The organism is Pseudoduganella sp. HUAS MS19, assembly GCF_053615455.1.
In genome coordinates this window covers 2942373-2968691 of record NZ_CM132133.1, presented here as the reverse complement: position 1 = coordinate 2968691, position 26319 = coordinate 2942373, and the positions used below count along the sequence as shown (strand labels likewise).

Sequence of the window (26319 nt, the reverse complement as noted above, 5' to 3'; positions counted from 1 at the left end):
GCCCACATATGGCGCCCATGGAGCGATCATGCCCGGCCCAGCAGCTACTGCAACTTTTTGTCGGCGATGTCGATGCTGAGGAAAACTTCGCCGTTCAGCGTTTGCAGCAGGTCGGACTGGCGCAGGCGGTCCATCACCGGCCCCTTGACCTCGGCAAGGTGGAAGCCGATGCCGCGCCGCTTGAGGTTCTGGTTCAATTCCGACAAGGCGAACAGCGCCGACGTATCGATCGAACTGACCGCTGTCATCACCAGCACCAGGTTGCGCGCGGTCGGATGGCTGCGCAGTTCATCCTCGATGCGCTCCTGCACCGCCTCGACATTGCCGAAGAACAGGTTGGCATCGATGCGCAATGCCAGCAGTTCCGGGCGCGTTTCGGCCGGATAGCGTTCGATATTGCGGAAATGCTCGCTGCCGGCAATGCGGCCCAGCACCGCGATATGCGGCCGGCTGGCGCGCCAGATCAGGGTCCCCATCGACAGCGCGACGCCCACCAGCACGCCCGCCTCCACCCCCAGCGCAATCACGCCGGCAGCACTGGCAAACCAGGCCAGCGCATCGCCGCGGTCGTAGCGCCAGGCGGTGCGCAGGGTGTCCAGTTCCAGCATGCCAAGCACGGCGACGATGATGGTCGCCGCCAGCACCGGCATGGGCAGCAAGGCCAGCCAGCGGGTCGGCGCCACCAGCGCCACGGCCAGCAAGCCGGCCGTGATGATGCTGGCCAGCGGCGTCTGCGCACCGGCCGCAAAATTCACTGCGGAGCGCGACATGCTGCCCGTGACCGGGAACGCGCCGGACAGCATGCTGCCCACATTGGCAGCACCCAGGCCAATCAGTTCATGGTTGCTGACCAGCTTTTCATTGCGCTTCAGCGCCAGCGACTGCGCCGCCGACATGCTCATGATGAAGATCACGAAGCCCACCAGCAGGCCAGGCTGCACCAGTTGCTGCCAATGCGCCGGCGACATGGCCAGGTTCAGTTGCGGCAGGCCGCCCGGCACATCGCCGGTGGTTTTCACCCCCATCGCTTCCAGCCCGAGCAGCTGGACCAGCGCCAGGCCAAGCATCACGACCAGCATCGGCGCCAGGCGCGCTGCCATGTCGGCCCACGCCTGTTTCATGCCGAGGGCGCGCAGCAAGCGCGCAAGATGGCTGCGGGCCAGCACCAGCAACAGCATGGAGCCGAATCCCATCGCGGCGCTCGGCGCGTGCCAGTGCGGCGGTTCGGCACCCAGCAAAGGCTTGATCTGGCCCCATGCAATCACCAGCGCGGAACCGACCGTAAAGCCGCTCATGACCGGACGCGAGAAGAAATTGGCCAGGAAGCCAAGACGCAGCAGGCCGCACAGGAGCAGCACCGCGCCCGCCACCAGCGCCAGTTGCGCCGCCAGCACCGAGTACAGGCCGGAACCGGCAGTTGCCATCGGGCCGATAATCGCGGCCGTCATCAGCGACACGATCGCCATCGGTCCCACCGATTGCGTCATGCTGGTGCCGAACACCGCGTAAATGATGGGTGGCAGGATGCTGGCGTAAATGCCCGTCACCGGCGGCAAGCCGGCGACCAGCGCATACGCCATGCCTTGCGGGATCATCATCATCGCCACCACGATGCCCGCGCTGATATCGCCCGGCAGCATTGCGCGCCGGTAGTTTCGCAGCCAGGCCAGCATCAACGTTCCTGTTCCAGCGAAGACAGTACCGCCGACAGGATTTCGTCAGACTGATTTTTATCCGCCACCGAACGTGCCAGCACCAAAGCGCCAACCATCGCCGCATATGTGGCGATGGCGTCGCGCCGCGCCTGCGCCGGTTCGCCCGGCAGCGCCCGCGCCAGCGCCTCGAGCTGGGCCTTGAAGCTCTCGTCCATGGCATGCCGCACGTCCGGGCCGACACGCGACACATCGGGACCGAGCGACGCCAGCGCGCAACCCTTGCCCGGGTTGTCGCGGTGTTTGGCAGTCAGGTACATATGGGCCAGTGCGGAGCGCGGATTGGCCGGTTGCCCGGCCAGCAGTTCGCGCCAGCGTTTGGCCGAATTCTCCATCGCCTTGCCAAACGCTTCGGCCAGCAAATCTTCCTTGGAGGCGAAATGGCCGTAAAAGCCGCCATGCGTCAGGCCGGCGCTTTTCATCAGGTCGGCCACGCCGATGCCATCGTAGCCCTTCTCCCGGAACAGCCGGGATGCCGTCTCAACAATGCGTTCGCGGTTCTGGGCCGCCTGTTCCCTGCTTACACGCATGATCTTCTCCTTGATTATTTTTATTATGGATGTAATATATCACACGTGGATGACGATCATCATCTATCTATCGTGCTTTGCGGCGGCTTGCCAGGGTAAGCCGCCGTCTTTTTAGCGGGCCATGGCCAGTTCCACGCAATTGCGTCCCGCCCGTTTGGCGCGGTGCAGCGCGGCTTCCAGCCGTGCAACCAGTTCGGTGGCGCCTTCGTCCGGCGCGAGCTGGGCCACGCTGAAGCTGGCTGTTACCGTGTCCCCGCCCGGCAGTTCGGTGGCGGCAATCGTCTCGCGCAGTTCTTCGGCCAGCTTATACGCATCGATCGCAACCGTATGGGTGGCGATGACCATGAATTGTTCGCCGCGCATGCGGGCGATCGTGTCCGAATTGCGCAGGCGCGACTGCACAGTGGCGGCCAGCACGGCCAGGGCACGGTCGCCCGTCGTGTAGCCATGTAGCTCATTAATAGTACGGAAACCGTCCAGGTCGAAAGCAATCACCGCCAGCGGCACCGCATAGCGGCGGGCGCGCCGGATCTCGCTATCGAGCACCTGTTCGCCCTGGCGCCGGTTGGACACGCCAGTCAAACCATCGAACGGCGTGATCTGCGTGATCTCCAGGCCCAGCGCATTGTTCTGGTGGCGCAGATCGCCCATCACCATGCCAAAGCTGATCAATTGCGCTGCAGAGCCGAAGCAGCTGAAATGCTCGCGGCTCATGATCAGCGGCCGGTCAAACAGCATGCTGATGGCGCCCAGCAGCGGCCCGCCCGGTTCGCCGCGCAGCGGGAAGGCCAGCAGCATATGCACGCCCTGCTCTTCCAGCATCGCCGTGAGCTCCTGGTCGCCGGCCTTGGATGGCGCATCAAGCAGCACCAGCTCGCCGCGCCGCACCGGCGCCTCCAGCAATTCCTCGCGCCCGCCCAGCACTTCCTTGATATCGAGATCAACGCGTCCGTCCTGCGCCACCAGCCGCAGCGCCCCGTCATCGACCGCTTGCAGCAAGGCGGCGTGGCAAATGCCGGGGTAGCTGCACAGCGCGCTGCAGATGCGGCCCCCCATCCGTTCGATTTCTTCGGAACCGTAAAGTGCACGCTGCAAGCTGCGCTGGAGCGACAGCAGGTCATTGAGATCCGCCTCCAGGTCCAGCAAGTGCTGCTGGGCCGAGGCCTTGGTATTGGCGGCCGGCGCCAGCAGTGCGGTTACCGCGTCGCACACGGCCTGGGGCGTTATGGGCGTAATACGGTAAGCCAGCGGCCCTTGCGCCATCAGTTCGGCCATGGTCGAGGACCGCGAATACGGGCACAGCACCAGCACCGGGGCCCCGGCACGGCTGCGCACCAGGGCAGCCAGTTCGTTACCGGCCGTCATGTCGGGGCCATCGAGGTCAATGATGAGCAGAGAGATCTTGTTATGTGCCATCGCATAGCGTGCGCTGGCTATGCTGTCCGCAGTCAGCAAACGCTCGAACGATTCGGCACACGCGGCTGCAAACTCCTGGCTCCGCGCGGGATCGGGATGGAAGAAGAGGCCGGTACGATGACGGCGGCCAGCGGCATTTGGCATGTAACTCAGTTTGCCACAAGTTCACTCCGACAACATCCCTATTATGTGTGGGAGCGCACGGTTAGCAACGTTGCCGGGGCGAATACTGGACTTCCGAGCACAGGAGGAAGCCATGTCGAATTCGCAGCAAAAGTCTGGTGCGGGCAGCGAACAGCGCACCGTCCAGCAAGAACAGGACCAGCGTGACGCGGCCAAGCCAAAGGCGGAGGAAAAGAAGCAGCCGGCGCAAACCGGCACGCACGAGTATCCAGCGCCGCCGCTGCCTGAACAGCACCTGGAAAAGCCCGGGCTTGAACACCAGATGCAATTGAAGCCGCAATTCATGGCGCCCGATTATTGCGGAAGCGGCAAGCTCGCCGGCATGGCTGCGGTGATCACGGGCGGCGATTCTGGCATCGGCCGCGCGGTAGCCGTGCTGTATGCCCGCGAAGGCGCCGATGTCGCCCTGGTCTACCTCACCGAGGAGCAGCAGGATGCGCAGGAAACCAAGCAATACATCGAGGCCGAGGGCCAGCGCTGCCTGCTGATTCCCGGCGACGTGCGCGATCCGGCCTTCTGCCGCCATGCCATCGACGAGGTGCTGCGTGCCTTCGGCAAGATCGACATTCTGGTCAACAACGCCGCCTTCCAGGAACACGCCGGGTCGCTGGAAGACTTGTCGGAAGAACGTTTCGACCTGACCATGAAGACCAATATCTATGGCTACTTCCACATGGCCAAGGCCGCGCTGCCGCATATGCAACGCGGCAGCTCGATCCTTAACACTGGCTCGGTGGTAGGCCTGCGCGGCTCGAAAAAGCTGCTGGACTACTCCACCACCAAAGGCGCCATCCACGCATTCACGATGTCGCTCGCGTCCAACCTGCTGGAGAAAGGCATCCGCGTCAATGCGGTGGCCCCCGGCCCCGTGTGGACGCCTCTGAACCCGGCCGACCAGACACCCGACAAGATCAAGGAATTCGGTTCGCAGACCGATATGCACCGGCCCGCGCAGCCGGAAGAGATCTCGCCGGCCTTCGTCTTCCTGGCGGCGCCCTCCTGCGCCAGCTATATCACCGGCATCGTATTACCGATTACCGGAAGTATTGGAGAATAAAGATGGCACGAGCACTATGGAAAGGCGCAATCAGTTTCGGCCTGGTGCACATTCCGGTGGAACTGCACAAGGCCGTGGAATCGCACGACCTGGACTTGACCATGCTGGACAAGCGCGACTTCTCGCCGATCGGTTTCAAACGCTATAACAAGGGCACCGGCAAGGAGGTCACCTGGGACAATATCGTCAAAGGCTATGAGTATTCGGACGGCGAGTACGTGGTGCTGAGCGACGAGGACTTGCGCTTGGCGAACCCGAAGGCGACGCAGACCATCGACATCATGGCCTTTGTCGATGCGGATTCGGTGCCGCTGACCTTCTACGAAACGCCGTATTACCTCTCGCCCGGCCGCGGCGGCGACAAGGTTTACGCCCTGTTGCGCGAAACGCTGAACAAGGCAGGCAGGATTGCCATCGCGACGGTGGTGATCCGCACCCGCCAGCATTTGTGCGCTCTGGTTTCCGTTGGCGACGGCATCATCATGAATACGCTGCGCTATGCAACCGAGATCAGGAATCCGGACGACCTCAAGCTGCCGGGCGATTCAGGCCTGACCGACAAGGAACTGAAGATGGCCTTGTCGCTGGTGGAAGACATGAGCGAAAAGTGGAATCCCAAGGAATACCACGATACCTATCGCGAAGACGTGCTCAAGCTGGTTGAGAAAAAAGTGAAGGCTGGACAGACCCACACGATTACCGCTCCCTCCGACGAATCGCCGGTGCCGAAGGCCAGCAACGTGGTGGACCTGGTGGCGCTGCTCAAGCAAAGCCTTGGCGCCAAGGGCAAAGCCGCAGCCACCACTGCCGACGAAATGGAGGAAGACGAGGAAGAAGCACCACGCGCCCCGCGTGCCCGCCGCAGCACCGGATCGGGCGCCAGCGCCAGCAAGACCCGCACGACCTCGTCACGCTCGGCCACATCGACAAGCAAGCCTGCCACCAAGCGCACGAGTGCGGCAAAATCCAGCGCCAAATCGACCAGCACGCGCCGCAAAGCCGCCTGAATCAAGTCCGCAAGTCAGCGCCCAACGAATATCAGGGTCAGACCCCTTGGGTCTGACCCTGGTTTGCCGGTTTACAACGCGCTCGCGCCGCCCGCGACCTTGCCCGAGTACTCGACTAACAAAGGAGAAACCGTTAAACCCGGGCCAGCCCCGATCTTCCTCCACCCCGTGCAATAGCGATTTCCGCCGCTGCTCAACCTGCCGCGCCGATCGCTTTCAATGCCGGCGCCAGGCCGACAGCGGCCTTCGCATACCCGTCCCAAGGGGTATTGCCCACATCCAGCCGCGTGTGCGCTGTGGCCACAGTCCAATGGTCGCCGCCCCGCAAGCTGGCAAGCTCGTCCCAGGCTACCGGTACCGAAATTCCCAGCCCCGGTCGCGCCCTGGCCGACCAAGCCGACACGGTCGTCGCACCTCGCCCATTGCGCAGGTAATCGATGAAGATCTTGCCGACCCGGTTTTTTGGCCCGCTCTTGAAGGCAAACCTGTCGGGCAGCGTCGTCGCCATGTGCTCCACAACCTGTTTGCTGAACGCCTTCACAGTGTCCCAATCGTAGTAAGGCTTGATCGGCACGACCACGTGCAGCCCCTTGCCGCCGCTGGTCTTGAGGAAGCACGGCAAGCCTAATTCATCCAGGAAGGCGTGTACCAGTTGCGCCGCCTCCTGCATTTGCGCCCATTCGACACCGCTGCCGGGGTCGAGGTCGAACAGGATGCGGTTCGGCTTTTCGTAAGTGCGGCCAACGGCATTCTGGGTATGGAACTCAATCACATTGAACTGGGCGGCAGACAGCAAGGCTTGCGTGCTGCCTACCTCCAGCATTGGCGGATGGTCGGGGTCCAGCTCGCGCGGGAACTCTTTCAAGCCACGCAGCTTGCTCACATCTGCGTGCTTCTGGAAGAACAATTCGGAACCGACACCGTCCGGTGCGCGCAGCAAAGCCACGGGTCGGCCCTTGGTGTGCTCCAGCATGAGGTCTGCGACCAGCGCGTAATAGCGCACCATGTCGATTTTCTTGATCCCGCTGGCCGGATCAACCAACCGGTCGGGATTGGTCACCTTGAGCGATGCGGGCAGCTTGCTTTGCACAGTATCCTCCATATGTGCCGGTTCCTCGCGACCGATTTCACCGGCCTTCTTATCCTTGCGCAGCCCCTGGAAGACAGCATGCCGCACCGAACCGCCGCGTGTCCACTCGCCGAAGCTGACTTCTGCCACCAACTGCGGTTTCACCCAGTGGGCCTTGCGGGCAATGGCTTTGCTCGGGGCAAACGGACTTTCGTTCGCCTTCAACCGCCCGAGTTTCTCGGCGAGATCGCGCAGGGTTTTATCATTAAACCCGGTGCCGACGTTACCGGCATAATGCAGCCCGCCATCCTTGCCATAAACACCGAGCAGCAGAGAGCCAATGCCGGTGCGGCTGCCTTGCGGGTCGGTGTAGCCGCCAATCACAAACTCCTGACGCTGCGCGCATTTAAGTTTGATCCAGTCGCGCGAACGGCGTTCGGTGTAGGTGGAGTCGCGGCGCTTGCCGATCACCCCCTCCAGGCCCATCTTGCAGGCGGCGGCCAACATTTCGTCGGGAGAAGCCTGCAACACGGCGCTCAGCCGGATTGTGTCGCCTTTCACCTTAGACATCGCGGCTTCCAGCCTGGCCCGGCGTTCGTCGAGTGGCAAGCCGCGCAGGTCTTCGCCAGCCAGGTAAGGCGCGTCGAAAAGGAAGTAGACGATGTCTTTCGTACGCTGGCCGTCGAACGCTTGCTGAAGCAGGCCGAAGTCGGGGCGGCCATCTTCGTTATGGACCACGATCTCGCCGTCGTACCAGCCATCCGGCAGTTTCGCCTTGGCCAGCGCTGCGCGCAGGGGTTCGAGCTTGTGCGTCCAGTCGTTGCGGTTGCGGGTATGCAGTGTGATGTCGCCGCCCTCAATACGGGCCAGCAGGCGGTAGCCGTCATATTTGACTTCGAACAGCCAGTCTTCAGGCGTTGATGGCGGACCGTCCACCAGTGTCGCCAGCTCCGGCTCCAGCTCGGCGGGCAGGCGCTTGACGCGGGGCGCCGCAGGTTGTTCTGGCGCCTGTGCCGCGGCGGCGGGGCCGAGCGTCTTCACGCTGTCCGGCATCTCGTCGACAACGCTGAATTCGGCGGCGGGCCGGACGTATTCGTCTTTTTCCTTGATCAGCAGCCAGGGCTCCTTGTCCTCGCCTTTTCCACGCATGCGCACCAGCGCCCAGCGCCCATGCATCTTGTGGCCATGCAGCTGGAATACCAGCTTCCCGGCGCGGTAGCCCTTGTGCGGATCATCGACCGGCTCCCAGGTACCACGATCCCAGATGATCACCTTGCCCGCGCCGTACTGCTTCTCGGGAATGGTGCCTTCGAATTCGTTATAGGAGATCGGGTGGTCCTCGACATGGACCGCCATGCGCTTATCGTGCGTGTCGTAGCTCGGCCCTTTCGGCACAGCCCAGCTTTTCATTGTACCGTCGAGCTCCAGGCGGAAGTCGTAATGCAGCCGCCGCGCCCAGTGCTTCTGGATAACGAAGGCCAGCCGCCCCCGTCCTGGCTGGCCTCCCCCTGCGGGTTCCGGCGTGATGCTGAAGTCCCGCTTCGCCTTGTAAGTCTTGAGTGCGTCCTTCATAGGACCACTGTACGGGCGCCGCCGGCGCGGGACGGTTATTTACCGCACTTTGTAAGCAGTTTTGGCAGATGTAACCATGTGTAATACCCGTCAACTACGGCGGGCGGGCCACCGTTTTCAGCTCAGTGACACGGCAATAGTGCACGACACCCGAAACGATTTACCCATTTTCTCCGAGGAGCTTGACCATGAAGAAGACCATCGCCACCGTGATCGCCGGCCTGTTTGCAACCGCAGCCTTCGCCCAAGCCCCCGCTGCCGGCGGCCAGGCGGCAAAACCTGCTGCTGCCCCGGCACCTGCCGCCACTGCTGCGGCACCGGCGACGCCTGCAACTCCTGCCGTACCTGCTACTCCGGCCGCTCCTGCAGAAAAAGGCAGCAAGGCGACTCCGGCAACTCCTGCCACGCCAGCGGTAGCTGCTACCCCAGCCTCCCCGGCCAACGCCGCGGCCCCTGCCGCATCGCATGAGCATTCCAGCGCGACCAAGGAAGTGAAGAAGACCAAGTCCACCAAAAAAACCGCTGCATCCAAAGAAGTAGCAGGTGCCAAGGAAGCCGCACCGGCTAAGTAATCCAGACCGCAGCTTCCCCACCAGCCAGCGCGCCTCCCGAATCCGCCTCCAAACCGGAATGGCGCGCTGTCCCGGCGGGGACCAAACGCGGTAATTTTCTTCCCGGCCTGGCAGGGCTCTCCGCTGACCAGGCGGGTTTTTTTTGCGTTTGCGGTGCGGCGCGCCGTATCATTGGACATTCATTGACCATTGACACGGACAGCCCTTTGAAATCCCGCACAAACCTCGTCATCGCAATCCTCGCCGCTGCTGTTCTTGCAGTGATTGCATTTAAGAGCCTGACCCGCCAGCCGGAGCAGATGGTATCCAAACCAACGGCCGCCCACTGTACGCCTGAGGCAATCAAGCAAGTTACTGATGCGCTTGAGCGATCAGTTCTATCGGCGAACTGCGCAAAGCTGGAGAAGGCGCAGATTAATTGAGATCTGGTTCATTGTTTCGGAACTGCTTAGCTGTTGCGGTGATGAAGTCGCCTCCGCCACTGCCTGGCGACCTGGTTGAGTTCGCTGCCGCAGTCAGATTGCGGCAATGACTCCAGGTGCCGTATTGAGTGCCTTGCCACGCATACAGAAACAATGTGTTACCCTCATACTCGAGTTTGAGAACTCCAGCGTTCTTTGGCCCATGCGCGACGCAGCCGAGTTGATCGCCCGGTTGAAGCGAGAGTTCTTCTCCCCACGGTTCAATTGCAACACGTGAGATGTCCTCACTTCCGGCCAAGTTCCGTAGCCCAGACTCTGATGTCGCGTTTTAGCCGGTAACATACGGCCCCTTTTCCCATCGGCTGATTCAAAGTTCTTACAGAGTATCCTCCTTGCGAACTTCGCTGCGCATCGACGATCAGCGCTTCTCGCTGGCGAGACGGGTCTCAAGCCGCTTGCGGCCGCCTTCGACGATGTTTTGGCAACCCTTTGTATCAACATAGGCGGCGCTGCCCTCTTTCGCTGCGCGCTGCTGGCGCCCCCACAAATCGTTCACTTCAGGATGCGCGGCGATTGCGATGTCGCAGGCCAGGCTGTCAACGGTGTTAAAGCTGCTGCGCAGCTGGGCGACGACCTCGGGGTGGTTGGTAAAACGATAGCTATCGGCCGAGACGGCGGTCAGGCTGTCGACAAACACCACGTTCTTGCACTTGCCTGCTTCACAGGACTGCCAGCTCCAGGTGGTGCCGCCTGCGGTGTGACCTGGCGTACTGTGGGCTGTGACGGCCAGCGGTCCCAGTTTGATCACTTCACCGTTCTTGATGGCGCGTACATTCGCAGAGCCGGCAAAGTTCGACAGGCTGCCGAATTGCGGATCGATTTTCGGCGATACGCCGGTGCGCATGGTTTCTACATTGGCGCTTCCGGCCAGCACGCTTGCGCCGGTCAGCTTTTGCAGCGCGGAGACGCCGCCGGCGTGGTCCTCATGCGAGTGGGAGCTGAGGATGTATTTCACGTCTTCCAGCTTGTAGCCCAGCGTGCGGATATTCGCCGCGACGACATCGGCGCCTTTGGCCGTAGTGCCGTCGACCAGGAAGTGGCCTTTGGGCGACGTCACAAGGATGGCGCTGATGCCGGCGGTACCGACATAATGAGTGTTGCCGTAGATGGTAAATGGCTGCTGCGGTGCGCTCCAATCACGTTCTTGAGCGTTGGCGACAGTCGCGAAAGCGGCCAGGATGAGGGATGCGATGACCTTCATTTTTCTCCTTTGGTGGTGATGTACAGGCCGGAGTGCATTTGCGACCCTCGGTCGCCTCTCCGGTAACTGCGGTAAATGGGTTCGCCGGCGGTGTCGCGTGCGCAGCAGGTGCAGCCGCCAACGTGCTCGATTTCCTCGACGCCTGCTGTGCGCAGTTGGTGCTCGGCGATGGCGCGCAGGTCGAGATGGCGGTGCGTTGGCAGCACGACCTCGCGCGGTAGTTCCTTGAAGCGCTGGGAGAAATCGTCTGCCAGCTCTTCGCTCACTTCGTAGCATGCGGCGCAGATGGTTGGTCCTACTGCGGCGACAATCGGCACGCCCTCGCCCATCGCGGCCAGCGCAGCGGGGATGATGCCGCCGTACAGTCCACGCCAACCAGCATGCACTGCCGCGACGTGAGATCCATCGCGCCGCGCCAGCAGCAGCGGCACGCAGTCGGCGGTGATGATGCTGACTGGAAGGCTTGGCCCTTTGGTGTGGAAGCCATCCGCGTCGCCGACCTCCTGCTGCGGCTCGCAAATGGCGGCGATGCGGGTGCCATGGACCTGGCGCTTGGCCGGCCTCAGACTCCAGACCGTTGCCAGCTCGGCCGGTACCAGCGACGCAGCGCTTCCGAATCCGTGCCGGATGCCAGGGATGCTGCTTAACAGACTACTTGTGACCATATTAGCCTTTGTGTGACAGTTGTCGCAATCATAGGCTGATCCTGCTGGATTTGCAAGCGTGCGTTGCTACAGGCGAAAAAAAACGGCGCCCGCCGAAGCGGTGCGCCGTTAAGGGCTGATCAAACTTGGATCAGTTCCAGTCGCCGCCCAGGGACCGGATCAGGGCAACCGTGGTGACCGCGCGGTCGCCGCGCAATTGCACTGCGCTGCGTTCGACCGCTGCCAGGTTGCGCTGTGCGTCCAGCAGGTCCAGGTAGCTGGAACGGCCGGCGTCGTACAGCTTCTGCGCCAGGTCGGCGGAACGGCGTGCCGATACCAGCGCTTCGTCGATCTGCGCGGTCTGGCCGCCCAGGATGCGCAGGCCTGCCAGGTTGTCTTCCACCTCGGCAAAGGCGCCCAGCACGGTCTGGCGGTAGCCGGCAACCGATTCTTCCAGCGCTGCTTCGCTGCGCTTGACGTTGTTGCTGTTACGGCCGCCGTCGATCAGGGGCATCGACAGCAAGGCGCCCAGCACCCACGAGCGGCTGCTCCACTTGAACACATCGCTGAAGTGGCCGGACGCGCCGCCGCCGTTGGCAGTGATGTTCAGCGCCGGGAACATGGCCGAACGCGCCACGCCGATGCGGGCGTTGGACGCTTCCATCGACTTCTGTGCGGCGGCGATGTCGGGACGGCGCTCCAGCAGCGAAGAAGGTACGCCGGTCGGGATCGCAGGCAGCAGCGTCGAGTCCAGCAGCGGGCTGTTGCCCGCCGTGTAACCTGCTGCCGGCTTGCCCAGGAGGACCGCCAGTGCGTGCTCGGTGGTGGCGCGGCGGCGCTGCAGGCCGATCGCTTCCGCGCGGGTGGTTGCCAGTTCGGTCTTGGCGCGGGAGAGATCGAATTCACCGATGTCGCCCAGGTCGAAGCGACGCTGGTTGACCTTTACACTCTCTTCGCGCAAACGGACCGTCTGCTCCACAGTCGCCAGTTCGGCGTCCGTGGCGCGCAGGCGGAAATAGGTCTGTGCCACGTCGGCTTGCAGCGACAGCAGGACGGAGCGGTAGTTCGCTTCCACCTGCGCGGCGTCGCCACGGGCCGCGGCCACATTGCTCGATACGCGGCCGAACAGGTCCACTTCGTAGCTTGCCGTCAGGTTCGCGTTGTAAGTGGTCTGCGGCGCAATGTCGGTACTGGCTGGAACGCCCAGCGACAGGGCCGAATTACGGGCACGCTGGGCGCCCACGCCCACGCCGATCTGCGGAATGCGGTCCGCTTCGGCGATGCCGGCGATGGCGCGCGCCTGCTTGACACGGGCGGCCGCCACGGCCAGGTTGGCGTTGTTGCGGGTCGCCTCGGCGATCAGCTCATTCAGGGCCGGGTCGCTGAAGGCCAGCCACCACTCGCCGCGCGGCTGGCGCTCGGCGTTCTGGGCTGGCTTCCAGCTGGTGCCGTCTTCGGCAGTCATCACCTGCGACTCCTTGAAGGCGGTCGGGGTGTCGATTTGCGGTTGCTTGAAGTCAGGCGCGGCGCATGCGGTCAGCAGCAGTGCCGCCAGCAGCGGGGCGACGCCCTTCGCAATCATACTCTTCATATTAGTGGGTCCCTTCCAATTGCGGGGCAGCGTCGGCTGCTTTGGGTTTCTTCTCAAGGCGCTTGGCCAGGGTGCGCAGCAGGACGTAGAACACCGGCGTCAGGAACAGGCCGAAGAAGGTCACGCCCAGCATGCCGGCGAACACTGCCACACCCATTGCATGACGCATTTCGGAACCTGCACCAACCGAGAACACCAGCGGTACCACACCCATGATGAAGGCGATCGACGTCATCAGGATCGGGCGCAGACGCAGGCGGCAAGCTTCCAGTGCCGCTTCCAGGATGGTGCGGCCATGGTCTTCCAGTTCCCGCGCAAATTCCACGATCAGGATCGCGTTCTTCGACGCCAGGCCGACCAGCACGAACAAGGCAATCTGCGTGAACACGTTGTTGTCGCCACCGGTCAGTTTCACGCCGATCAGGGCGCACAGGATCGACATCGGCACGATCAGGATCACGGCCAGCGGCAGAGTCCAGCTTTCGTACTGGGCAGCGAGCACCAGGAATACCAGCAACACGCACAGCGGGAACACGTAGATCATGGTGTTACCGGCCAGGATTTCCTGGTAAGTCAGCTCGGTCCATTCGTAGCCCATGCCTTTAGGCAGGGTCGCCTTGGTGATCTCTTCCAGCGCGGCCTGGGCCTGGCCGGACGAGAAGCCCGGAGCCGGACCGCCATTGATCTCGGCCGATACATAGGCGTTGTAGCGCTCCACGCGGTCAGGACCATAGCTGTCTTTCACACGCATCAGCGACGACAGGGGGATCATTTCGCCTTTGCTGTTGCGCACTTTCAGCTGCGAGATCTGCTCGGCCTGCGAACGGAACGGGGCGTCAGCCTGCACGCGCACCTGGTAGGTACGGCCGAACTGGTTGAAGTCGTTCACGTACAGCGAACCGAGGTTGATCTGCAGGGTCTGGTAGATGGTCTGCAGCGGCACGCCCAGTTGCTTGGCCTTGGCGCGGTCGATGTCCGCGAACAGCTGCGGCACATTGATCTGGAAGCTGGAGAACACACCGGCCAGGCGCTTGTCCTGCCATGCCTTCATCTGGATCGCCTGTACGGTCTTGTACAGTTCATCGTAGCCGGCGTTGTTGCGGTCTTCGATCATCATCTTGAAGCCGCCTGTGGTGCCCAGGCCGTTCACCGGCGGCGGTGGGAAGACCATCACGAACGCGTCCTGCACAGCGCCCATGCGCTTGTTGATTTCCGCGGCAATCGCTTCGCCCGATTGGGACTTGTCGGTACGCTCGTGGAATGGCTTCAGCGTGGTGAACACGATACCGGCGTTCGGCGCATTGGTGAAGCCGTTGATCGACAGGCCCGGGAAGGCAACCGAAGCATCCACGCCAGGAATTTCCTTGGCGATGTCGGACATCTTGCGGATCACCTGCTCGGTGCGTTCCAGCGATGCGGCATCAGGCAGCTGGGCGAAGCCCACCAGGTACTGCTTGTCCTGGCCCGGCACGAAGCCGCTCGGCACAACCTTGAACATCACGCCTGCGGCAGCGGCCAGCACCAGGTACACCACGATCGATGCGGTCTTGCGCTTCAAGACGCCCTGCACGCCGGTTTCATAGCTGTGCGAAGCGCGGTTGAAGAAGCGGTTGAACCAGGCGAAGAAGCGGCCGAAGATCTTGTCCATCACGCGGGTCAGCACGTCTTTCGGTGCGTCGTGCGGGCGCAGCAGCGATGCCGACAGGGCCGGGGCCAGGGTCAGCGAGCACAGTGCCGAAATGACGGTCGAAATGGCGATGGTCAGCGCGAACTGGCGGTAGAACTGGCCGGTCAGGCCGGACACGAAGGCGATCGGCACGAACACGGCGCACAGCACCAGTGCGATAGCGATAATCGGGCCGGACACTTCCTTCATGGCCTGGATGGTCGCATCGCGGGCCGACAGGCCGTTGGCGATATTACGCTCGACGTTCTCCACCACCACGATCGCGTCGTCGACCACGATACCGATGGCCAGCACAAGGCCGAACAGCGACAGCGTATTGATCGAGAAGCCGAAGCCGATCATCACGGCGAAGGTACCGACGATCGATACGGGCACCGCCAGCAGCGGGATGATCGATGCGCGCCAGGTTTGCAGGAAGATGATCACCACGATCACCACCAGGGCCACTGCTTCCAGCAGGGTGTGGATCACGGACTTGATCGACTCGCGCACGAACTGGGTCGGGTCGTACACGATGTCGTAGGCCACGCCTTCAGGGAAGTCCTTCTTCAGTTCCTCCATCTTGGCGCGCACATTGGCGGACAGTTCCAGCGCATTGCTGTTAGGCGCTTCGAAGATACCCAGGCCCACTGCCGACTTGTTGTTCAGCAGCGAACGCAGGGAGTAGCTGTTGGAACCCAGTTCAATGCGGGCCACGTCCTTCAGGCGGGTCAGCGCGCCGTCTTCGTTGGTCTTGACGATGATCTCGCCAAATTCCTCGACGGTGCTCAGGCGGCCCTGAGTGTTGACGGTCAGCTGGAAGTCGGCCGACTTGGAAGGCGCGGCGCCCACCACGCCGGCGGCGACCTGCACGTTCTGTTCGCGGATCGCATCGACCACGTCGGACGCGGTCATGTTGCGGCCGGCGACCTTCTGCGGGTCGAGCCAGACGCGCATGGCGTAGTCGCCAGCGCCAAAGATCTGCACATCGCCCATGCCCGGAATACGTGCCAGCTGGTCTTTCACGTTCAGCACGCCGTAGTTGCGCAGGTACAGGTCGTCATAGCGGCCGTTCGGCGACAGCAGGTGCACCACCATCGTCAGGTTAGGCGAAGACTTCACCGTGGTCACGCCGATCTGGCGGACCTCTTCCGGCAGGCGCGGCAAGGCGCGCTGCACGCGGTTCTGCACCGCGGTTTCAGCCTTGTCGACGTCGGTGCCGATCTTGAAGGTCACGGTCAGCATCAGCGCGCCATCGGAGGTGTTTTGCGAGGACATGTACAGCATGTTCTCGACACCGTTGATCTGCTCTTCGAGCGGCGCGGCGACGGTTTCCGCAATCACTTTCGGGTTCGCGCCCGGGTAGACGGCACGCACCACGACCGATGGCGGCACCACTTCCGGGTATTCGGAGACGGGCAGCTTGAAGATCGAGATCAAGCCCGCTACGAAGACGATGATCGATAAAACCGCCGCGAAAATCGGTTTATCGACAAAGAAGCGAGAAAAATTCATGGATTATTCCTTGGAGGTTTTGGCTTCGGTGGCCGCTACTTTCTGTTGCGCCATCGGGTCAAAAGTCATGTCGACCATTTCCGGCGTGATCGGCGCGCCGGGACGCACGCGCTGCAGGCCGTTGACGACGATCTTCTCGCCTGGTTTCAGGCCGTTGCGCACCACGCGCAGGCCATCGACGTTCGGGCCCAGCACCACAGGACGGTATTCCGCCTTGTTGCCGGCGCCGACCACGTACACGAACTTGCGGTCCTGGTCGGTACTGACGGCGCGGTCGTTGATCAACACCGCTTGCTGGGTGGCGGTGCCGCCGTCCAGCTGGACGCGGGCGAACAGGCCGGGCACCAGGGCGCGGTCCTTGTTGTCGAAGGTGGCGCGCATGCGCACTGAACCGGTGCGGGTGTCGAGCTGGTTGTCGACGAATTCCAGCTTGCCCTCATGCGGGAAGCCGGCTTCGTTGGCCAGGCCGACCTTCACGGTCACCGGCTGGCCTTTGTAGGCCTGGCCGCCGACGCGCAGGAAGGTGTCTTCGTCGCCGTCGAAGCTGGCGTAGATCTTGTCCAGCGAGACCACGCTGGTCAGGACGGCGCTTTGGTCAACCAGGTTGCCGAGGGTGATCTCTGCCTTCGACACGCGGCCGTTGATCGGCGACGTCACCTGGGTGTAGGACAGGTTCAGGCGCGCTGCTTCCGCGGCCGAAGCGGCGGCGCGGGCCGTTGCGTCCAGTTCCTTCAATGCCGATGCGCGCTCGTCGAATTCGCGCTGGGCGATCGCCTTATCGGCCAGCAGCTTTTCGGCGCGGGCCAGTTCCAGCTTGGCCAGGTCGGCCTTGGCGCGAGCCGAATTGGCGGCCGCATCGGCGCGGCTGGCTTCGGCCTGGAATGGACGCGGGTCGATCACGAACAGTACATCCCCTTTCTTCACCTCGCTGCCGGGCTTGAAATTCACCGCGGTAATGAAGCCGCTGACGCGCGGGCGGATTTCCACGCGCTCGATGGCTTCCAGGCGGCCGGAAAATTCCTGGGTTTCGGCGACGGACTTCTGCACCACGACGGCCGCCGATACGGGCGGGCCGCCTGCGGCAGGCGCCTGGCTTTCGGCCGGCTTGCTATTGGCGCTGCAACCGGACAGGATGGCCGCCGCCAGCCCGCCCATCGCCAATGCGGCAACCAGCGGCCGCACAAGAGTGGACATTTGATTCATCTTTTTCATTGTTAACCTCTTGGGGGTGAAAATTAATTGGAAAATTCAGGCAAAAAGGGGCCCATGTGCCTCGCAGGCACTTTTTTCTAAACTTCTGTTTTATTTAAACCAGCCTTACACTGCGGGCGTTTCCGTCCCGTCGATGGCGCTGATGAAACTGGCCATTTCTTTCAGTGCAAAGCCCCTGCACGCGCATTCGTTCCTGGCTCCCGGCTCCTGCAGTGGCGCCGGTGGCATGCGTCTGACTGTTGTCTTTACTCCGCAGGCGATCAGTTTCGCCCCGTACTGTTCTGCTTCATCCCTAAGCGGGTCGTCTTCGGCCGAGAGGATCAGGGCCGGCGGTAAATTTTTCAGGCGGCTCGACTGCAGGGGCGACGCGTACGGGTGGGCGCGGTCGGCGGCATTCGGCAGGTAGCCGCGGTAGGCGGCGGCACAGGTATTGGCTACCTTCATCTGGTCCGGGCAGTTCGGCAGTTCGCGCATCGAACAAGTGGACAGGCCGGGATCGAGCATCGGCATGATCAGGATCTGCCCCGCCAGTGCAGGACCGCCGCGGTCGCGCGCCATCAGCGCCGATACGGCTGCCAGGTTGGCGCCGGCTTCGATGCCGGCGGTCAGCAACTGCTTGCCGCTCCAGGACAGCTTGGCCTTGTTTTTCTTGGCCCAGGCCAGCACGGCATGGGCATCTTCGACCGCCGCCGGAAACGGGCTGACGGTCGCCAGGGTGTAGTTGGTGGCCAGGATCACATGGTGAGGATTGCACGTGACAAGGTGGCGCAGGAATTCGTCCGCCTCCTCCAGGTCGCCGGCTACGAAGCCGCCGCCGTGGAAGAAGACGATCAGCGCGTCGCGCTTGGCGGACGAATTCCCGGCCAGGTAGAGGCGAGCGGCCAGGGGCCCCTGCGCGCCGCGCACTTCGAGTTCGCGGATCTTCAGCTCCGCCGGCACCTGCGCCGTCATTCCTTCGCCTCCGAGCTGGCCGATGCCAGCAAGGTGGGCGCCGGCGCCGCGCCGAAACCGACTTGCGCGCCGTGCGAGTATTCGTCGGTATACAGGACGCCTGCCAGGGCGATCGCGCCCAGCGCCAGCGATACCATTGCAAAGAATCCATCCCGGTTACTCATGACTGCTCCTTTTCTGATACTGGAAGCCACTTTAAACTTTCCCACCGCGGGAGGGTCAAGGGCTTTTTTATGCTGCAATACGGTAATAATAAACTTCCACTAGAATAAGAAAAATACATTAATGTTGAATTGATTGTTCAGAATCTCGAACAATGAAGGTGGACTCATGAATAAGCTCCAAGCAATGGAAGTGTTCGTACAGGTGGTCGACGCCGGCGGCTTCACGCGCGCCTCGGAAACCCTGCAGCTGCCCAAGGCCACCGTGTCCACCCTGGTGGCCGGCCTGGAATCGGCGCTGTCGGTCAAGCTGCTGCACCGGACCACGCGCCACGTTTCGGTCACCGCCGACGGCGCCGCCTACTATGAAAGATGCCTGCGCATCCTGGCCGATGTGAAGGATGCCGAGGAATCGCTGTCGCGCACCCGCCTGAGCCCGAGCGGCCGCTTGCGGGTCGATGCGCCGACCGGCCTGGCCAACGAAATCCTGGTGCCGGCCCTGCCCTCCTTCTTCGAACAATACCCGGATATCCAGCTCGAACTGGGTTGCGGCGACCGTCCGGTCGATTTGATCGAAGAAGGCGTCGATTGTGCAGTGCGGGGTGGCCAGTTGGCCGATTCCACCCTGATCGCACGGCGCGTCGGCCTGCTCAATTTTGTCACCTGCGCGGCGCCTTCCTACCTGGAGCGCTTTGGCACGCCAAACCACCCGCGCGAGCTGGAGCGGCACCGCTGCGTGAACTATTTCTCGTCCAAGACTGGCAAGATTTACAACTGGGACTACACGCGCGACGGCGAGCGCATCGAGATGATGCTGCCCGGCGTGGTGGCCCTGAACGATTCCAACGCCTACCTGCAAGCGGGACTGGCAGGCCTGGGCATCATCATGATGACCGATGTCCAGCTGGGCAACCACGGCAAGGACGGCCGCCTGGTGCGCGTGCTGGAAGACTGGGTCACCGACCCGTTGCCGATCCATGTGGTGTACCCGCAAAACCGCCACCTGTCGGCCAAGGTGCGCGTCTTCGTCGAATGGGTGGCGGACCTGATGGCCAGCCATCCCCAGATGCGGCTGCGCCCCCTGGCCGCGTCCCTCCCTGTGGAGCTTACCGTATGACCGAACGCCTTGTTTTCCTTGACCGCGACAGCATCATTGCCGAGATCCGGCCCCCTTCGTTTGCCCACGAATGGACCGATTTCCCGGCCTCCAGTGCCGCCGAGGCGGTCGAACGCCTGCGCGGGGCCACCATCGCCATCACCAACAAGGTGCCGCTGCGCGCCGAGGCGCTCGCTGCCCTGCCCGGCTTGAAGATGATCGCCATCGCGGCCACCGGCACCGACCATGTCGACCTGGCCGCTGCGCGCGAACGCGGCATCGTGGTGTCGAATATCAAGGGCTACGCCCATGCCGCCGTGCCGGAACATACCTTCGCCCTGATCCTTGCACTGCGCCGCCAGTTGCTGGCCTATCGTGCCGATGTCGAGGCGGGGCTGTGGGAAAAGTCGCCGCGTTTCTGCCTGTTCCATCACCCGATCCGCGACCTGCACGGCAGCCGCCTCGGCTTGCTGGGTTACGGCGATCTTGGCAGGCAGGTTGCGCATCTGGGCCGCGCCTTCGGGATGGAGGTGCTGGTGCATACACGGACCGCGAGCGACGATCCGGGTGTGCGCAACGTCAGCTGGGACGAATTGCTGGAAACCTCGGACGTATTGAGCCTGCATGCGCCGCTCACCGACGCCACACGCAACATCATCGGCGCGGCCGAGCTGGCACGCATGAAGCCAAGCGCCATCCTGGTGAACACCGCGCGCGGCGGCCTGGTGGACGAAGCGGCGCTGGCGCAGGCCTTGCAGCGAGGCGTGATCGCCGGCGCCGGCTTTGACGTCCTGACCAAAGAGCCGCCTGTACCGGACAACCCGCTGCTGCGCCTGCGCCTGCCGAACTTCCTGCTCACGCCCCATTCGGCCTGGGCCAGCGGGCAAGCCATGCAGGGCTTGGCCGACCAGCTGGTCGCCAATATGGAAGCCTTCATGGCAGGCCGTCCGGCCAACCGCGTCGCATGAAGCGTGCACATTCCCGGGCGGGGATCGGGACCTACCTTGCGATCGCTTTCTGCGCGCTGGCCATCGCCATGGGCGCGGTCCTGGCCACGATCGTTGCGCGCACTGCCGGCAACCAGGTCAAGGCCGATATCGGCAGCGCACTATCGGAGCTCGCGCAGCAGACAGCGGACAAGCTCGATCGCAATATGTTCGAGCGTTACCGCGAAGTGCAATTGCTGGCCCAGCGCTCCGACATGGGCGCTGCCGCCCCGCTGGCCGCAAGGCGCAAGACGCTGGAGCAGCACCAGGGCAGCTATCCGCACTACGCCTGGCTGGGCCTGACCGACCGCCAGGGCAAGGTGCAGGCCGCAACCGGTGCCATGCTCGAAGGCCTCGACGTCAGCGGCCGCCCCTGGTATCGCAACGCCCAGGCCGGCACCTTTGTCGGCGACGTGCACGATGCCGTCTTGCTGGCAAAGCTGCTGCCGGCGCAGGGGCCGCAACCGCTGCGCTTTGTCGACCTCGCCTTCCCGCTGGCGGACGGCAGCGGCATGCTTGGGGCGCACCTGTCATGGCAATGGGCGCGCGAACTGGAGCGCTCGGTGATCGGACCGGCCAGCGCACACCGCCAGGTGCAGGCGATCATCCTCGACCATCACGGCAAGGTGCTGCTTGGGCCACCAGGACTGCTGGCCAGGGAGCTGCCGCTGCCAAGCCGGGACAACGGCTACCACGTCGAGCGCTGGCCCGACGGCGTGGACTACCTGGTCGGCTATGCCCGCACGCGTGGCCACGCCTCCTATCCCGGTCTGGGCTGGACGGTGCTGGTGCGCCAGAGTGCCGATACGGCCTGGGCGCCGGTGCGCGCCTTGCAAAAACGCGCCTTGTGGCTGGGCGTGGCGATGGCCGCCCTGCTCCCCCTGCTGGCCTTCCCGCTGGCGCGCCGCATTGCCCGGCCACTGAGCGAGTTGGCCGATGCCGCCGACCGCATCCGGCGCGGCGCGGCCGCCGAGTTGCCGCAGCTGGCACCTTACGCGGAAGTCCAGGCACTCTCGCGCACCCTGAATTCCCTGGTCGCCAATCTCGAAGGCCGCGTCAGCGCCCGCACCAGCCAGTTGCGCGACGCCATGCAGCGCATTGCCGCCATTATCGAAACCGCGCAAGACGCCTTCATTGCGGTCGGGCCGGACGGGCGTATCACCGATTGGAACCCTGCGGCTGAACATATGTTCGGCTGGACGCGGGAGGAAGCGATGGGCAAGAGCTATATCGACCTGCTGGTGCCGCAGCGCTTTCGCGCGCAGCAGGAGGCCGCGCTGGTGGCTGCCAGTACGGCGGACGCCCCCGACTTCGGCCGCCGCGTGCAACGCACCCTTATCCGGCGTGACGGCGAAGAGCTGACAGTGGAGGCCAGCATCAGCCGGCCGGCCAACGGCCTGTTTTGCGTCTTCCTGCACGATATTTCGGAGCGCCGCCAGGTCGAAGAAATGAAGAACGAATTCATCGCCACCGTGTCGCATGAACTGCGCACGCCCATGACTTCGATCCGGGCCTCTCTTTCCGTGCTGGTCGACGGCGGCGCCGGCGAGCTGCCGGCGGACGTGCAGCATCTGGTCAACATCGCCTACCAGAGCAGCGAGCGGCTGGTGCGCCTGGTGAACGACATCCTCGATATCGAGAAGATCGAAGCCGGCAAGATGGAGTTTCGCACCGACGAGCTGGACATCGCTCCAGTACTCGACGAAGCGATCGACGCGGTGCGCGGCAGCGCTGCCCAACGCCCGGTGGCACTGGAGCGCAGCGGCAGCGCCACCGGGCTGCGCGTGCGCGGCGACCATGACCGGCTGGTGCAGCTGCTGGTCAACCTGCTGTCAAATGCCATCAAATACTCGCCGCAATATAACAGCGTAACGCTCGATTGCAGCGCGGTGCCGGCCGGCGTCCGGCTGTCGGTCAGCGACAATGGCCCCGGCATCCCGGAAGCGTTCCAGGCCCGCGTGTTCGCGAAGTTCGCCCAGGCCGACAGTTCAGACACCCGCCTGAAAGGCGGTACCGGCCTGGGCCTGGCAATTTGCCGCGCCATCGCCGAACAGCACGGCGGCATCATCGGCTTCGACACCGAGGAAGGCCGCGGCACTACCTTCCACGTGACCTTGCCGGCCCTGTAACGGACAAGTCAGTTGATATCGCGCTGCCAGCTGGCCTTGCGTGTCATCACGCCCCACTTGGCTTCACCGCCGCGCGCCCACCGGTACAGGCCGACCAGGCGCCACCAGCTGTTCAACTGGCGGTAGCCGAAGTTTTCCGCGATGACGACCGCGGCCAGCAACAGCAGCTGGCCGGGGCGCTGGTACAGGTGGAAGGAGATTTCCTCCAGCAGCAGGCCGAACGCGGAGAGCAAGATACCCAGGCCGACCGCCACGAACAGGAAAATCGCGAACGATTCCCACGATATCCAGCCCTGCCACCACGCCACGGCCATGAACAGGTAGCCAAACATCTCGACCAGGGCGCCGAGCCATTCGAACAGCACGAAGAACGGGAACGCCATCCAGCCGGCAACGCCGCCATGGCGGCTGAACATCAGGCCCCAGTTGCTGCTCAGGCTCTCCGATAGGCCGCGCTGCCAACGGATGCGCTGGTTGCGCAGCTGCTTGCGCTCTTCCGGCGCCTCGGTCCAGCACACCGGGTCCGGTACGAACTCGATCTTGTAGGGAATACCGCGGGCACGCAGCTTGCGGTGCATGCGCACCACCAGTTCCATGTCCTCGCCAATGGCTTTCGGGTTATAACCGCCCACCGCCACCACCGTCTCCTTGCGGAACAAGCCAAAGGCTCCCGAGATGATCAGCATGCCATTGATGACGGACCAGCCAAGGCGCCCAAACAGGAAGGCCCGCAAATACTCGACCACCTGGAACAGGGCCCAGACATTGCGCGGCATGCCGACCCGCGTCAGGAAGCCGCCGCGCACTTCGCAGCCGTTGGCGATGCGCACCGTGCCGCCGCTGGCAACCATTTGCGGATCGCCGAGAAAGGGCCGTACCAGCCGCTGCAAGCTGTCGCGCTGCAGGATCGAATCGGCGTCCACGCCGCAGAATAAGGGATAGCGCGCCGCATTGATGCCTGCATTGAGCGAATCGGCCTTGCCGCCGTTGACCTTGTCGATGACGCGCAGGTTGGGGAAGCGCGTGGAGCGGTAGATCGCCCGCACCGGACGTGTTTCGAGCTGGATGCGGTAAGCCTCGGGGAATGGTACCAGGGAGAATTCCTCCGTCAGCACCTGCAGCGTGCGGTCGGCCGAACCGTCGTTGACCACGATGACTTCCATTTCCGAATACGACAGCTGCAGCATGGAGCGCACGGACGCCGCGATGGTGGCTGCTTCGTTGTAGGCTGGGACCAGGATGCTGATGGGTGGTTCGAGCGCAGAATACACCTGCGGCAGGTCGTCCAGTACGGCTTCCTGCGCCCGCCGCCGCAAGGCGAACATGGCCAGCAAATTCAGCAACAGGTAGCCGCCGTTGAGCAGCACGAAATACGCCAGCACGCAGAAGGTCATCACATGGATGACGTACGGATCGGGTGTCACGCCGCCTCCTTTTCCGCCAGGACCTGGGCCAGCATGTCGGCAGCGTAGCGGTCGCCGGAATCCTGCAATTGCGCCAGCTCCGCCTCCGTCAGGAATGGCAGCGCCAGCAAAGCCTGCGCGGCGCGATAGCGCACCCACCACTCCGGGTCGGACAGCAAGTTGCGCAAGCGCGCGACATCGCTGCGATCGCCCAGCTCGCCCAGCGCACGCACGGCCTGCAGGCGGATGCGCCAGTCATTGCTTTGCAGGTGCCGCCGGACCTGCCCGATTACGCCGGGAGTGCGCGCCAGGCGCAGCGCTGCAAGCACGATGTCCGGCTGGGGACTGCCCAGGAATTCCTGTAGCTGCGCCTGCGGCAGGTCGATGCGCAGCGCCGCCACCAGGCGCAGGGCCTGCGGCAGCTCCTCCGGCGATACGCGCGACAGCGCTCCTGCCAGCACCGGCTGCCATTCGCTGCGCGCGTTCTGCAGGATGTTCGCCAGCTGCGACAAGGGCCAATCGTCGCGCCGAAGCAGCAATGGCGCCATCTCCTGCGCGGCGCGTGCGGCGTCTATTTGTACCAAGGCCCACAGCGCATGCACCGAGGAGGCGCTGTCGGTGGCGTGCGCCGCGCGGGCCAGCGCAGCCCAGGATTCCTTGTCGCGCATATGGCCCAGGGCCAGGGTTGCCAGCAGGCGCTCCGCGCGGTTGCCGCGCACCAGCAGCGTACGCATATGCTCGTCGCAGCCCAGGCGCCGCGCTATGCCGTTCAGGCCTTCACTTGCCTCGCCGCGCACGGCCTGCTGCAAATGCAGCCAGAGCTTGATGAACAGCACGCGGTCGCGCCACGGCAGATCCGGCAGGTTGCCGAGGCCCTCCCCGGCAATGGCGGCATTCAGCAACGGACGCCACTTCAGCGTCAGGGCCTGCTCGCGGCGCTGTGTCCTGCGCATCGACATGCGCAGGGCGATGATCTGCAGGCCGACCAGCAGGGTCAGTCCGAGGGCACCGATCCCGGCCCAGAAGGCAACCAGCAGGTAGCTGTCAGAAGGCAGCCTGAAGTCCAAGATTGACCCCGTTGCGCACGTAGAAGTCGCCCTGGCGGGTATGCGCCACGGCGTAGGTAAGGGCCCAGCGCTGGTCGAGCCAGTGCCGCCCCACCAGCGCGGCCGACTCCACACTGGTCAGGCGCGTGGTGCCGGCGATATTGGCTGCTTCCTTGCCGAAAGCGAAAGACAGGCCGACGGCGCTGCGGTCGCTGTAATAGTAGTTGGCGCGTAGTTCGCCGCTGTGCGCAGTGGTGCCGAAGGCCCGCGCCGCGCGCCAGGCGCCGGCAAAGCCGTAATTCCCGACGTAGCGCTCCAGCATGAGCAGGCTTTGGTTGACGTGGACATCGTTGTAGCTGCTGCTGCGCCCTCCTCCATGCACCAGCCAACCTTTGGCAAATTCATACTGCAAGCTCGCACCCAGCGCACGACGGGCCAGGATCTGATGGTCGCTGCTGAAATTGCCGTCGACGGATGCGGTCAATTTCTCGGAAAGCGGCAGGTCGGCGCCGGCACTGATCTGGGTTTCGCCGATGCCGAAACGCTCGACGCGCGTAACGCCGGCGCCAAAGCCAAGCCGCGGCGCCGCCTGGTGGCGCACATTCAGCGAGCTCTCCCGCCAGTTTGCGGCCGGTCCGCTCAGGTGGTCGATCCCGTGGTTGATACCGATGGTGGTCCGGGCCGCGGCCGGCAAGGCACAGCAAGCCAGCGCAGCGAGGGTCGCGGCCTTCATACCTGCTCCTTCAGGTGGCGGCGCACGCGCGCCAGCAGTTCATTGGGCTGGAACGGCTTGACGACATAATCGTTGGCGCCTTCGTCGAGCGCACGCACAATGTCTTTTTCCGTATGCTTGGCGGTCAGCATCACGATCGGCACGTCCTGCCAGCCTTCGCGCTCGCGGATGATGTGCACCAGTTCGAAACCGTCTATATAGGGGAGCATTACGTCCAGCAGCACCAGCGAGGGCGGCGCCACGGCGGAGACAATGGCCTTGCGTGCCGCCAGGCCATCGGCAGCAAGGGTGGTCTGGTAACCTTGCCGCTGCAGGATGAAGGTCAGGATTTGGCCGATATGTTCGTCGTCTTCGATTACCAGGATGGTGGTCTCAGGCATAAGTT

At 63.6% G+C, this 26319-nt stretch carries 22 protein-coding genes; 7 read left to right on the top strand and 15 right to left on the bottom strand.

The features are described from left to right. Positions 1–44 precede the first annotated feature (44 nt). From ACWBU6_RS13600 to ACWBU6_RS13590, 3 genes are all read right to left on the bottom strand, one after another. Entirely contained in the window at positions 45–1673 is a 1629-nt protein-coding gene (locus tag ACWBU6_RS13600) for a SulP family inorganic anion transporter (protein WP_452649304.1), read from the bottom strand. Beyond that, the gene (locus ACWBU6_RS13595; protein WP_452649303.1) at positions 1673–2242 is read right to left on the bottom strand and encodes a TetR/AcrR family transcriptional regulator; all 570 of its coding nucleotides are present in this window, start codon (positions 2240–2242) and stop codon (positions 1673–1675) included. Before ACWBU6_RS13595 ends, ACWBU6_RS13600 begins: the two co-directional genes overlap by 1 nt. A 111-nt stretch (positions 2243–2353) precedes the next feature. Next, positions 2354–3802, bottom strand: a complete 1449-nt coding sequence (locus ACWBU6_RS13590; RefSeq protein WP_452649302.1) for a diguanylate cyclase — start codon at positions 3800–3802, stop codon at positions 2354–2356. 112 nt (positions 3803–3914) lie between these two features. Between ACWBU6_RS13590 and ACWBU6_RS13585 the strand changes: the two genes are divergently transcribed. Both ACWBU6_RS13585 and ku read left to right on the top strand, forming a co-directional pair. Beyond that, entirely contained in the window at positions 3915–4898 is a 984-nt protein-coding gene (locus ACWBU6_RS13585; RefSeq protein ID WP_452649301.1) for an SDR family oxidoreductase, read from the top strand. A 2-nt stretch (positions 4899–4900) separates the two neighbouring features. Beyond that, a complete protein-coding gene (ku, locus tag ACWBU6_RS13580; RefSeq protein WP_452649300.1) occupies positions 4901–5905 on the top strand; it encodes a non-homologous end joining protein Ku in 1005 nt (334 codons plus the stop codon). A gap of 193 nt (positions 5906–6098) precedes the next feature. Here the strand turns inward: ku and ligD are convergent, their stop codons facing one another. Then, positions 6099–8546: a DNA ligase D gene (gene ligD / locus ACWBU6_RS13575; RefSeq protein ID WP_452649299.1), complete on the bottom strand. Its 2448-nt coding sequence runs from the start codon at positions 8544–8546 to the stop codon at positions 6099–6101. A 188-nt stretch (positions 8547–8734) separates the two neighbouring features. On the opposite strand from ligD, the gene ACWBU6_RS13570 reads away from it, so the two are divergent. Together ACWBU6_RS13570 and trbK are read left to right on the top strand one after the other, a co-directional pair. Next, complete coding sequence (locus ACWBU6_RS13570) at positions 8735–9118, top strand: hypothetical protein (RefSeq protein ID WP_452649298.1); 384 nt, start codon at positions 8735–8737, stop codon at positions 9116–9118. 182 nt (positions 9119–9300) lie between these two features. Beyond that, entirely contained in the window at positions 9301–9540 is a 240-nt protein-coding gene (gene trbK / locus ACWBU6_RS13565) for an entry exclusion lipoprotein TrbK (RefSeq protein WP_452649297.1), read from the top strand. A 418-nt stretch (positions 9541–9958) separates the two neighbouring features. On the opposite strand, the gene blaSMB is transcribed toward trbK, so the two are convergent. The 7 genes from blaSMB to ACWBU6_RS13530 form a co-directional block, all read right to left on the bottom strand. Continuing rightward, positions 9959–10801, bottom strand: a complete 843-nt coding sequence (gene blaSMB, locus ACWBU6_RS13560; RefSeq protein WP_452649296.1) for an SMB-1 family subclass B3 metallo-beta-lactamase — start codon at positions 10799–10801, stop codon at positions 9959–9961. Then, entirely contained in the window at positions 10798–11466 is a 669-nt protein-coding gene (locus ACWBU6_RS13555) for a polyphenol oxidase family protein (protein WP_452649295.1), read from the bottom strand. The genes blaSMB and ACWBU6_RS13555 overlap by 4 nt, the downstream gene beginning before the upstream one ends. Positions 11467–11596: 130 nt before the next feature. Next, positions 11597–13036: an efflux transporter outer membrane subunit gene (locus ACWBU6_RS13550; protein ID WP_452649294.1), complete on the bottom strand. Its 1440-nt coding sequence runs from the start codon at positions 13034–13036 to the stop codon at positions 11597–11599. 1 nt (position 13037) lies between these two features. Further along, positions 13038–16217, bottom strand: coding sequence for an efflux RND transporter permease subunit (locus ACWBU6_RS13545; protein ID WP_452649293.1), 3180 nt, complete (start codon positions 16215–16217; stop codon positions 13038–13040). 3 nt (positions 16218–16220) lie between these two features. Then, complete coding sequence (locus ACWBU6_RS13540) at positions 16221–17429, bottom strand: efflux RND transporter periplasmic adaptor subunit (protein ID WP_452649292.1); 1209 nt, start codon at positions 17427–17429, stop codon at positions 16221–16223. A 105-nt stretch (positions 17430–17534) separates the two neighbouring features. Beyond that, positions 17535–18380 (bottom strand): alpha/beta hydrolase, encoded by an 846-nt coding sequence (locus ACWBU6_RS13535; protein WP_452649291.1) that lies wholly within the window; start codon positions 18378–18380, stop codon positions 17535–17537. Further along, positions 18377–18544: a hypothetical protein gene (locus tag ACWBU6_RS13530; protein WP_452649290.1), complete on the bottom strand. Its 168-nt coding sequence runs from the start codon at positions 18542–18544 to the stop codon at positions 18377–18379. The genes ACWBU6_RS13535 and ACWBU6_RS13530 overlap by 4 nt, the downstream gene beginning before the upstream one ends. Positions 18545–18710: 166 nt before the next feature. Here ACWBU6_RS13530 and ACWBU6_RS13525 point away from each other — a divergent pair, with 166 nt between their 5' ends. The 3 genes from ACWBU6_RS13525 to ACWBU6_RS13515 are packed head-to-tail and all read left to right on the top strand — an operon-like array spanning position 18711 to position 22752. Then, complete coding sequence (locus ACWBU6_RS13525) at positions 18711–19658, top strand: LysR family transcriptional regulator (RefSeq protein ID WP_452649289.1); 948 nt, start codon at positions 18711–18713, stop codon at positions 19656–19658. Further along, positions 19655–20605 carry a D-2-hydroxyacid dehydrogenase gene (locus ACWBU6_RS13520; protein WP_452649288.1) on the top strand — a complete coding sequence of 317 codons (951 nt, stop codon included), beginning with the start codon at positions 19655–19657 and terminating at the stop codon, positions 20603–20605. The genes ACWBU6_RS13525 and ACWBU6_RS13520 overlap by 4 nt, the downstream gene beginning before the upstream one ends. Beyond that, positions 20602–22752, top strand: a complete 2151-nt coding sequence (locus tag ACWBU6_RS13515) for an ATP-binding protein (RefSeq protein WP_452649287.1) — start codon at positions 20602–20604, stop codon at positions 22750–22752. The genes ACWBU6_RS13520 and ACWBU6_RS13515 overlap by 4 nt, the downstream gene beginning before the upstream one ends. A gap of 8 nt (positions 22753–22760) precedes the next feature. Here ACWBU6_RS13515 and ACWBU6_RS13510 read toward each other — a convergent pair whose 3' ends face one another. The 4 genes from ACWBU6_RS13510 to ACWBU6_RS13495 are packed head-to-tail and all read right to left on the bottom strand — an operon-like array spanning position 22761 to position 26314. Next, the gene (locus tag ACWBU6_RS13510; RefSeq protein WP_452649286.1) at positions 22761–24176 is read right to left on the bottom strand and encodes a glycosyltransferase family 2 protein; all 1416 of its coding nucleotides are present in this window, start codon (positions 24174–24176) and stop codon (positions 22761–22763) included. Beyond that, complete coding sequence (locus ACWBU6_RS13505; protein ID WP_452649285.1) at positions 24173–25222, bottom strand: HEAT repeat domain-containing protein; 1050 nt, start codon at positions 25220–25222, stop codon at positions 24173–24175. The genes ACWBU6_RS13510 and ACWBU6_RS13505 overlap by 4 nt, the downstream gene beginning before the upstream one ends. Continuing rightward, the gene (locus ACWBU6_RS13500) at positions 25200–25934 is read right to left on the bottom strand and encodes a YaiO family outer membrane beta-barrel protein (RefSeq protein ID WP_452649284.1); all 735 of its coding nucleotides are present in this window, start codon (positions 25932–25934) and stop codon (positions 25200–25202) included. Before ACWBU6_RS13500 ends, ACWBU6_RS13505 begins: the two co-directional genes overlap by 23 nt. After that, positions 25931–26314 carry a response regulator transcription factor gene (locus ACWBU6_RS13495; RefSeq protein ID WP_452649283.1) on the bottom strand — a complete coding sequence of 128 codons (384 nt, stop codon included), beginning with the start codon at positions 26312–26314 and terminating at the stop codon, positions 25931–25933. The genes ACWBU6_RS13500 and ACWBU6_RS13495 overlap by 4 nt, the downstream gene beginning before the upstream one ends. Positions 26315–26319 lie beyond the last annotated feature (5 nt).

Bases quoted from the DNA above. Each gene is read 5' to 3' on its own strand.
- ACWBU6_RS13520 (WP_452649288.1), top strand. From the start codon at position 19,655: ATGACCGAACGCCTTGTTTTCCTTGACCGCGACAGCATCATTGCCGAG.
- ACWBU6_RS13555 (WP_452649295.1), bottom strand. From the start codon at position 11,466: ATGGTCACAAGTAGTCTGTTAAGCAGCATCCCTGGCATCCGGCACGGA.
- ACWBU6_RS13530 (WP_452649290.1), bottom strand. From the start codon at position 18,544: ATGAGTAACCGGGATGGATTCTTTGCAATGGTATCGCTGGCGCTGGGC.
- ACWBU6_RS13515 (WP_452649287.1), top strand. From the start codon at position 20,602: ATGAAGCGTGCACATTCCCGGGCGGGGATCGGGACCTACCTTGCGATC.
- ACWBU6_RS13600 (WP_452649304.1), bottom strand. From the start codon at position 1,673: ATGCTGGCCTGGCTGCGAAACTACCGGCGCGCAATGCTGCCGGGCGAT.
- ACWBU6_RS13545 (WP_452649293.1), bottom strand. From the start codon at position 16,217: ATGAATTTTTCTCGCTTCTTTGTCGATAAACCGATTTTCGCGGCGGTT.
- ku (WP_452649300.1), top strand. From the start codon at position 4,901: ATGGCACGAGCACTATGGAAAGGCGCAATCAGTTTCGGCCTGGTGCAC.
- ligD (WP_452649299.1), bottom strand. From the start codon at position 8,546: ATGAAGGACGCACTCAAGACTTACAAGGCGAAGCGGGACTTCAGCATC.
- blaSMB (WP_452649296.1), bottom strand. From the start codon at position 10,801: ATGAAGGTCATCGCATCCCTCATCCTGGCCGCTTTCGCGACTGTCGCC.
- ACWBU6_RS13540 (WP_452649292.1), bottom strand. From the start codon at position 17,429: ATGAAAAAGATGAATCAAATGTCCACTCTTGTGCGGCCGCTGGTTGCC.
- ACWBU6_RS13495 (WP_452649283.1), bottom strand. From the start codon at position 26,314: ATGCCTGAGACCACCATCCTGGTAATCGAAGACGACGAACATATCGGC.
- ACWBU6_RS13550 (WP_452649294.1), bottom strand. From the start codon at position 13,036: ATGAAGAGTATGATTGCGAAGGGCGTCGCCCCGCTGCTGGCGGCACTG.
- ACWBU6_RS13590 (WP_452649302.1), bottom strand. From the start codon at position 3,802: ATGCCAAATGCCGCTGGCCGCCGTCATCGTACCGGCCTCTTCTTCCAT.
- ACWBU6_RS13535 (WP_452649291.1), bottom strand. From the start codon at position 18,380: ATGACGGCGCAGGTGCCGGCGGAGCTGAAGATCCGCGAACTCGAAGTG.
- ACWBU6_RS13500 (WP_452649284.1), bottom strand. From the start codon at position 25,934: ATGAAGGCCGCGACCCTCGCTGCGCTGGCTTGCTGTGCCTTGCCGGCC.
- ACWBU6_RS13525 (WP_452649289.1), top strand. From the start codon at position 18,711: ATGAATAAGCTCCAAGCAATGGAAGTGTTCGTACAGGTGGTCGACGCC.
- ACWBU6_RS13570 (WP_452649298.1), top strand. From the start codon at position 8,735: ATGAAGAAGACCATCGCCACCGTGATCGCCGGCCTGTTTGCAACCGCA.
- ACWBU6_RS13595 (WP_452649303.1), bottom strand. From the start codon at position 2,242: ATGCGTGTAAGCAGGGAACAGGCGGCCCAGAACCGCGAACGCATTGTT.
- ACWBU6_RS13585 (WP_452649301.1), top strand. From the start codon at position 3,915: ATGTCGAATTCGCAGCAAAAGTCTGGTGCGGGCAGCGAACAGCGCACC.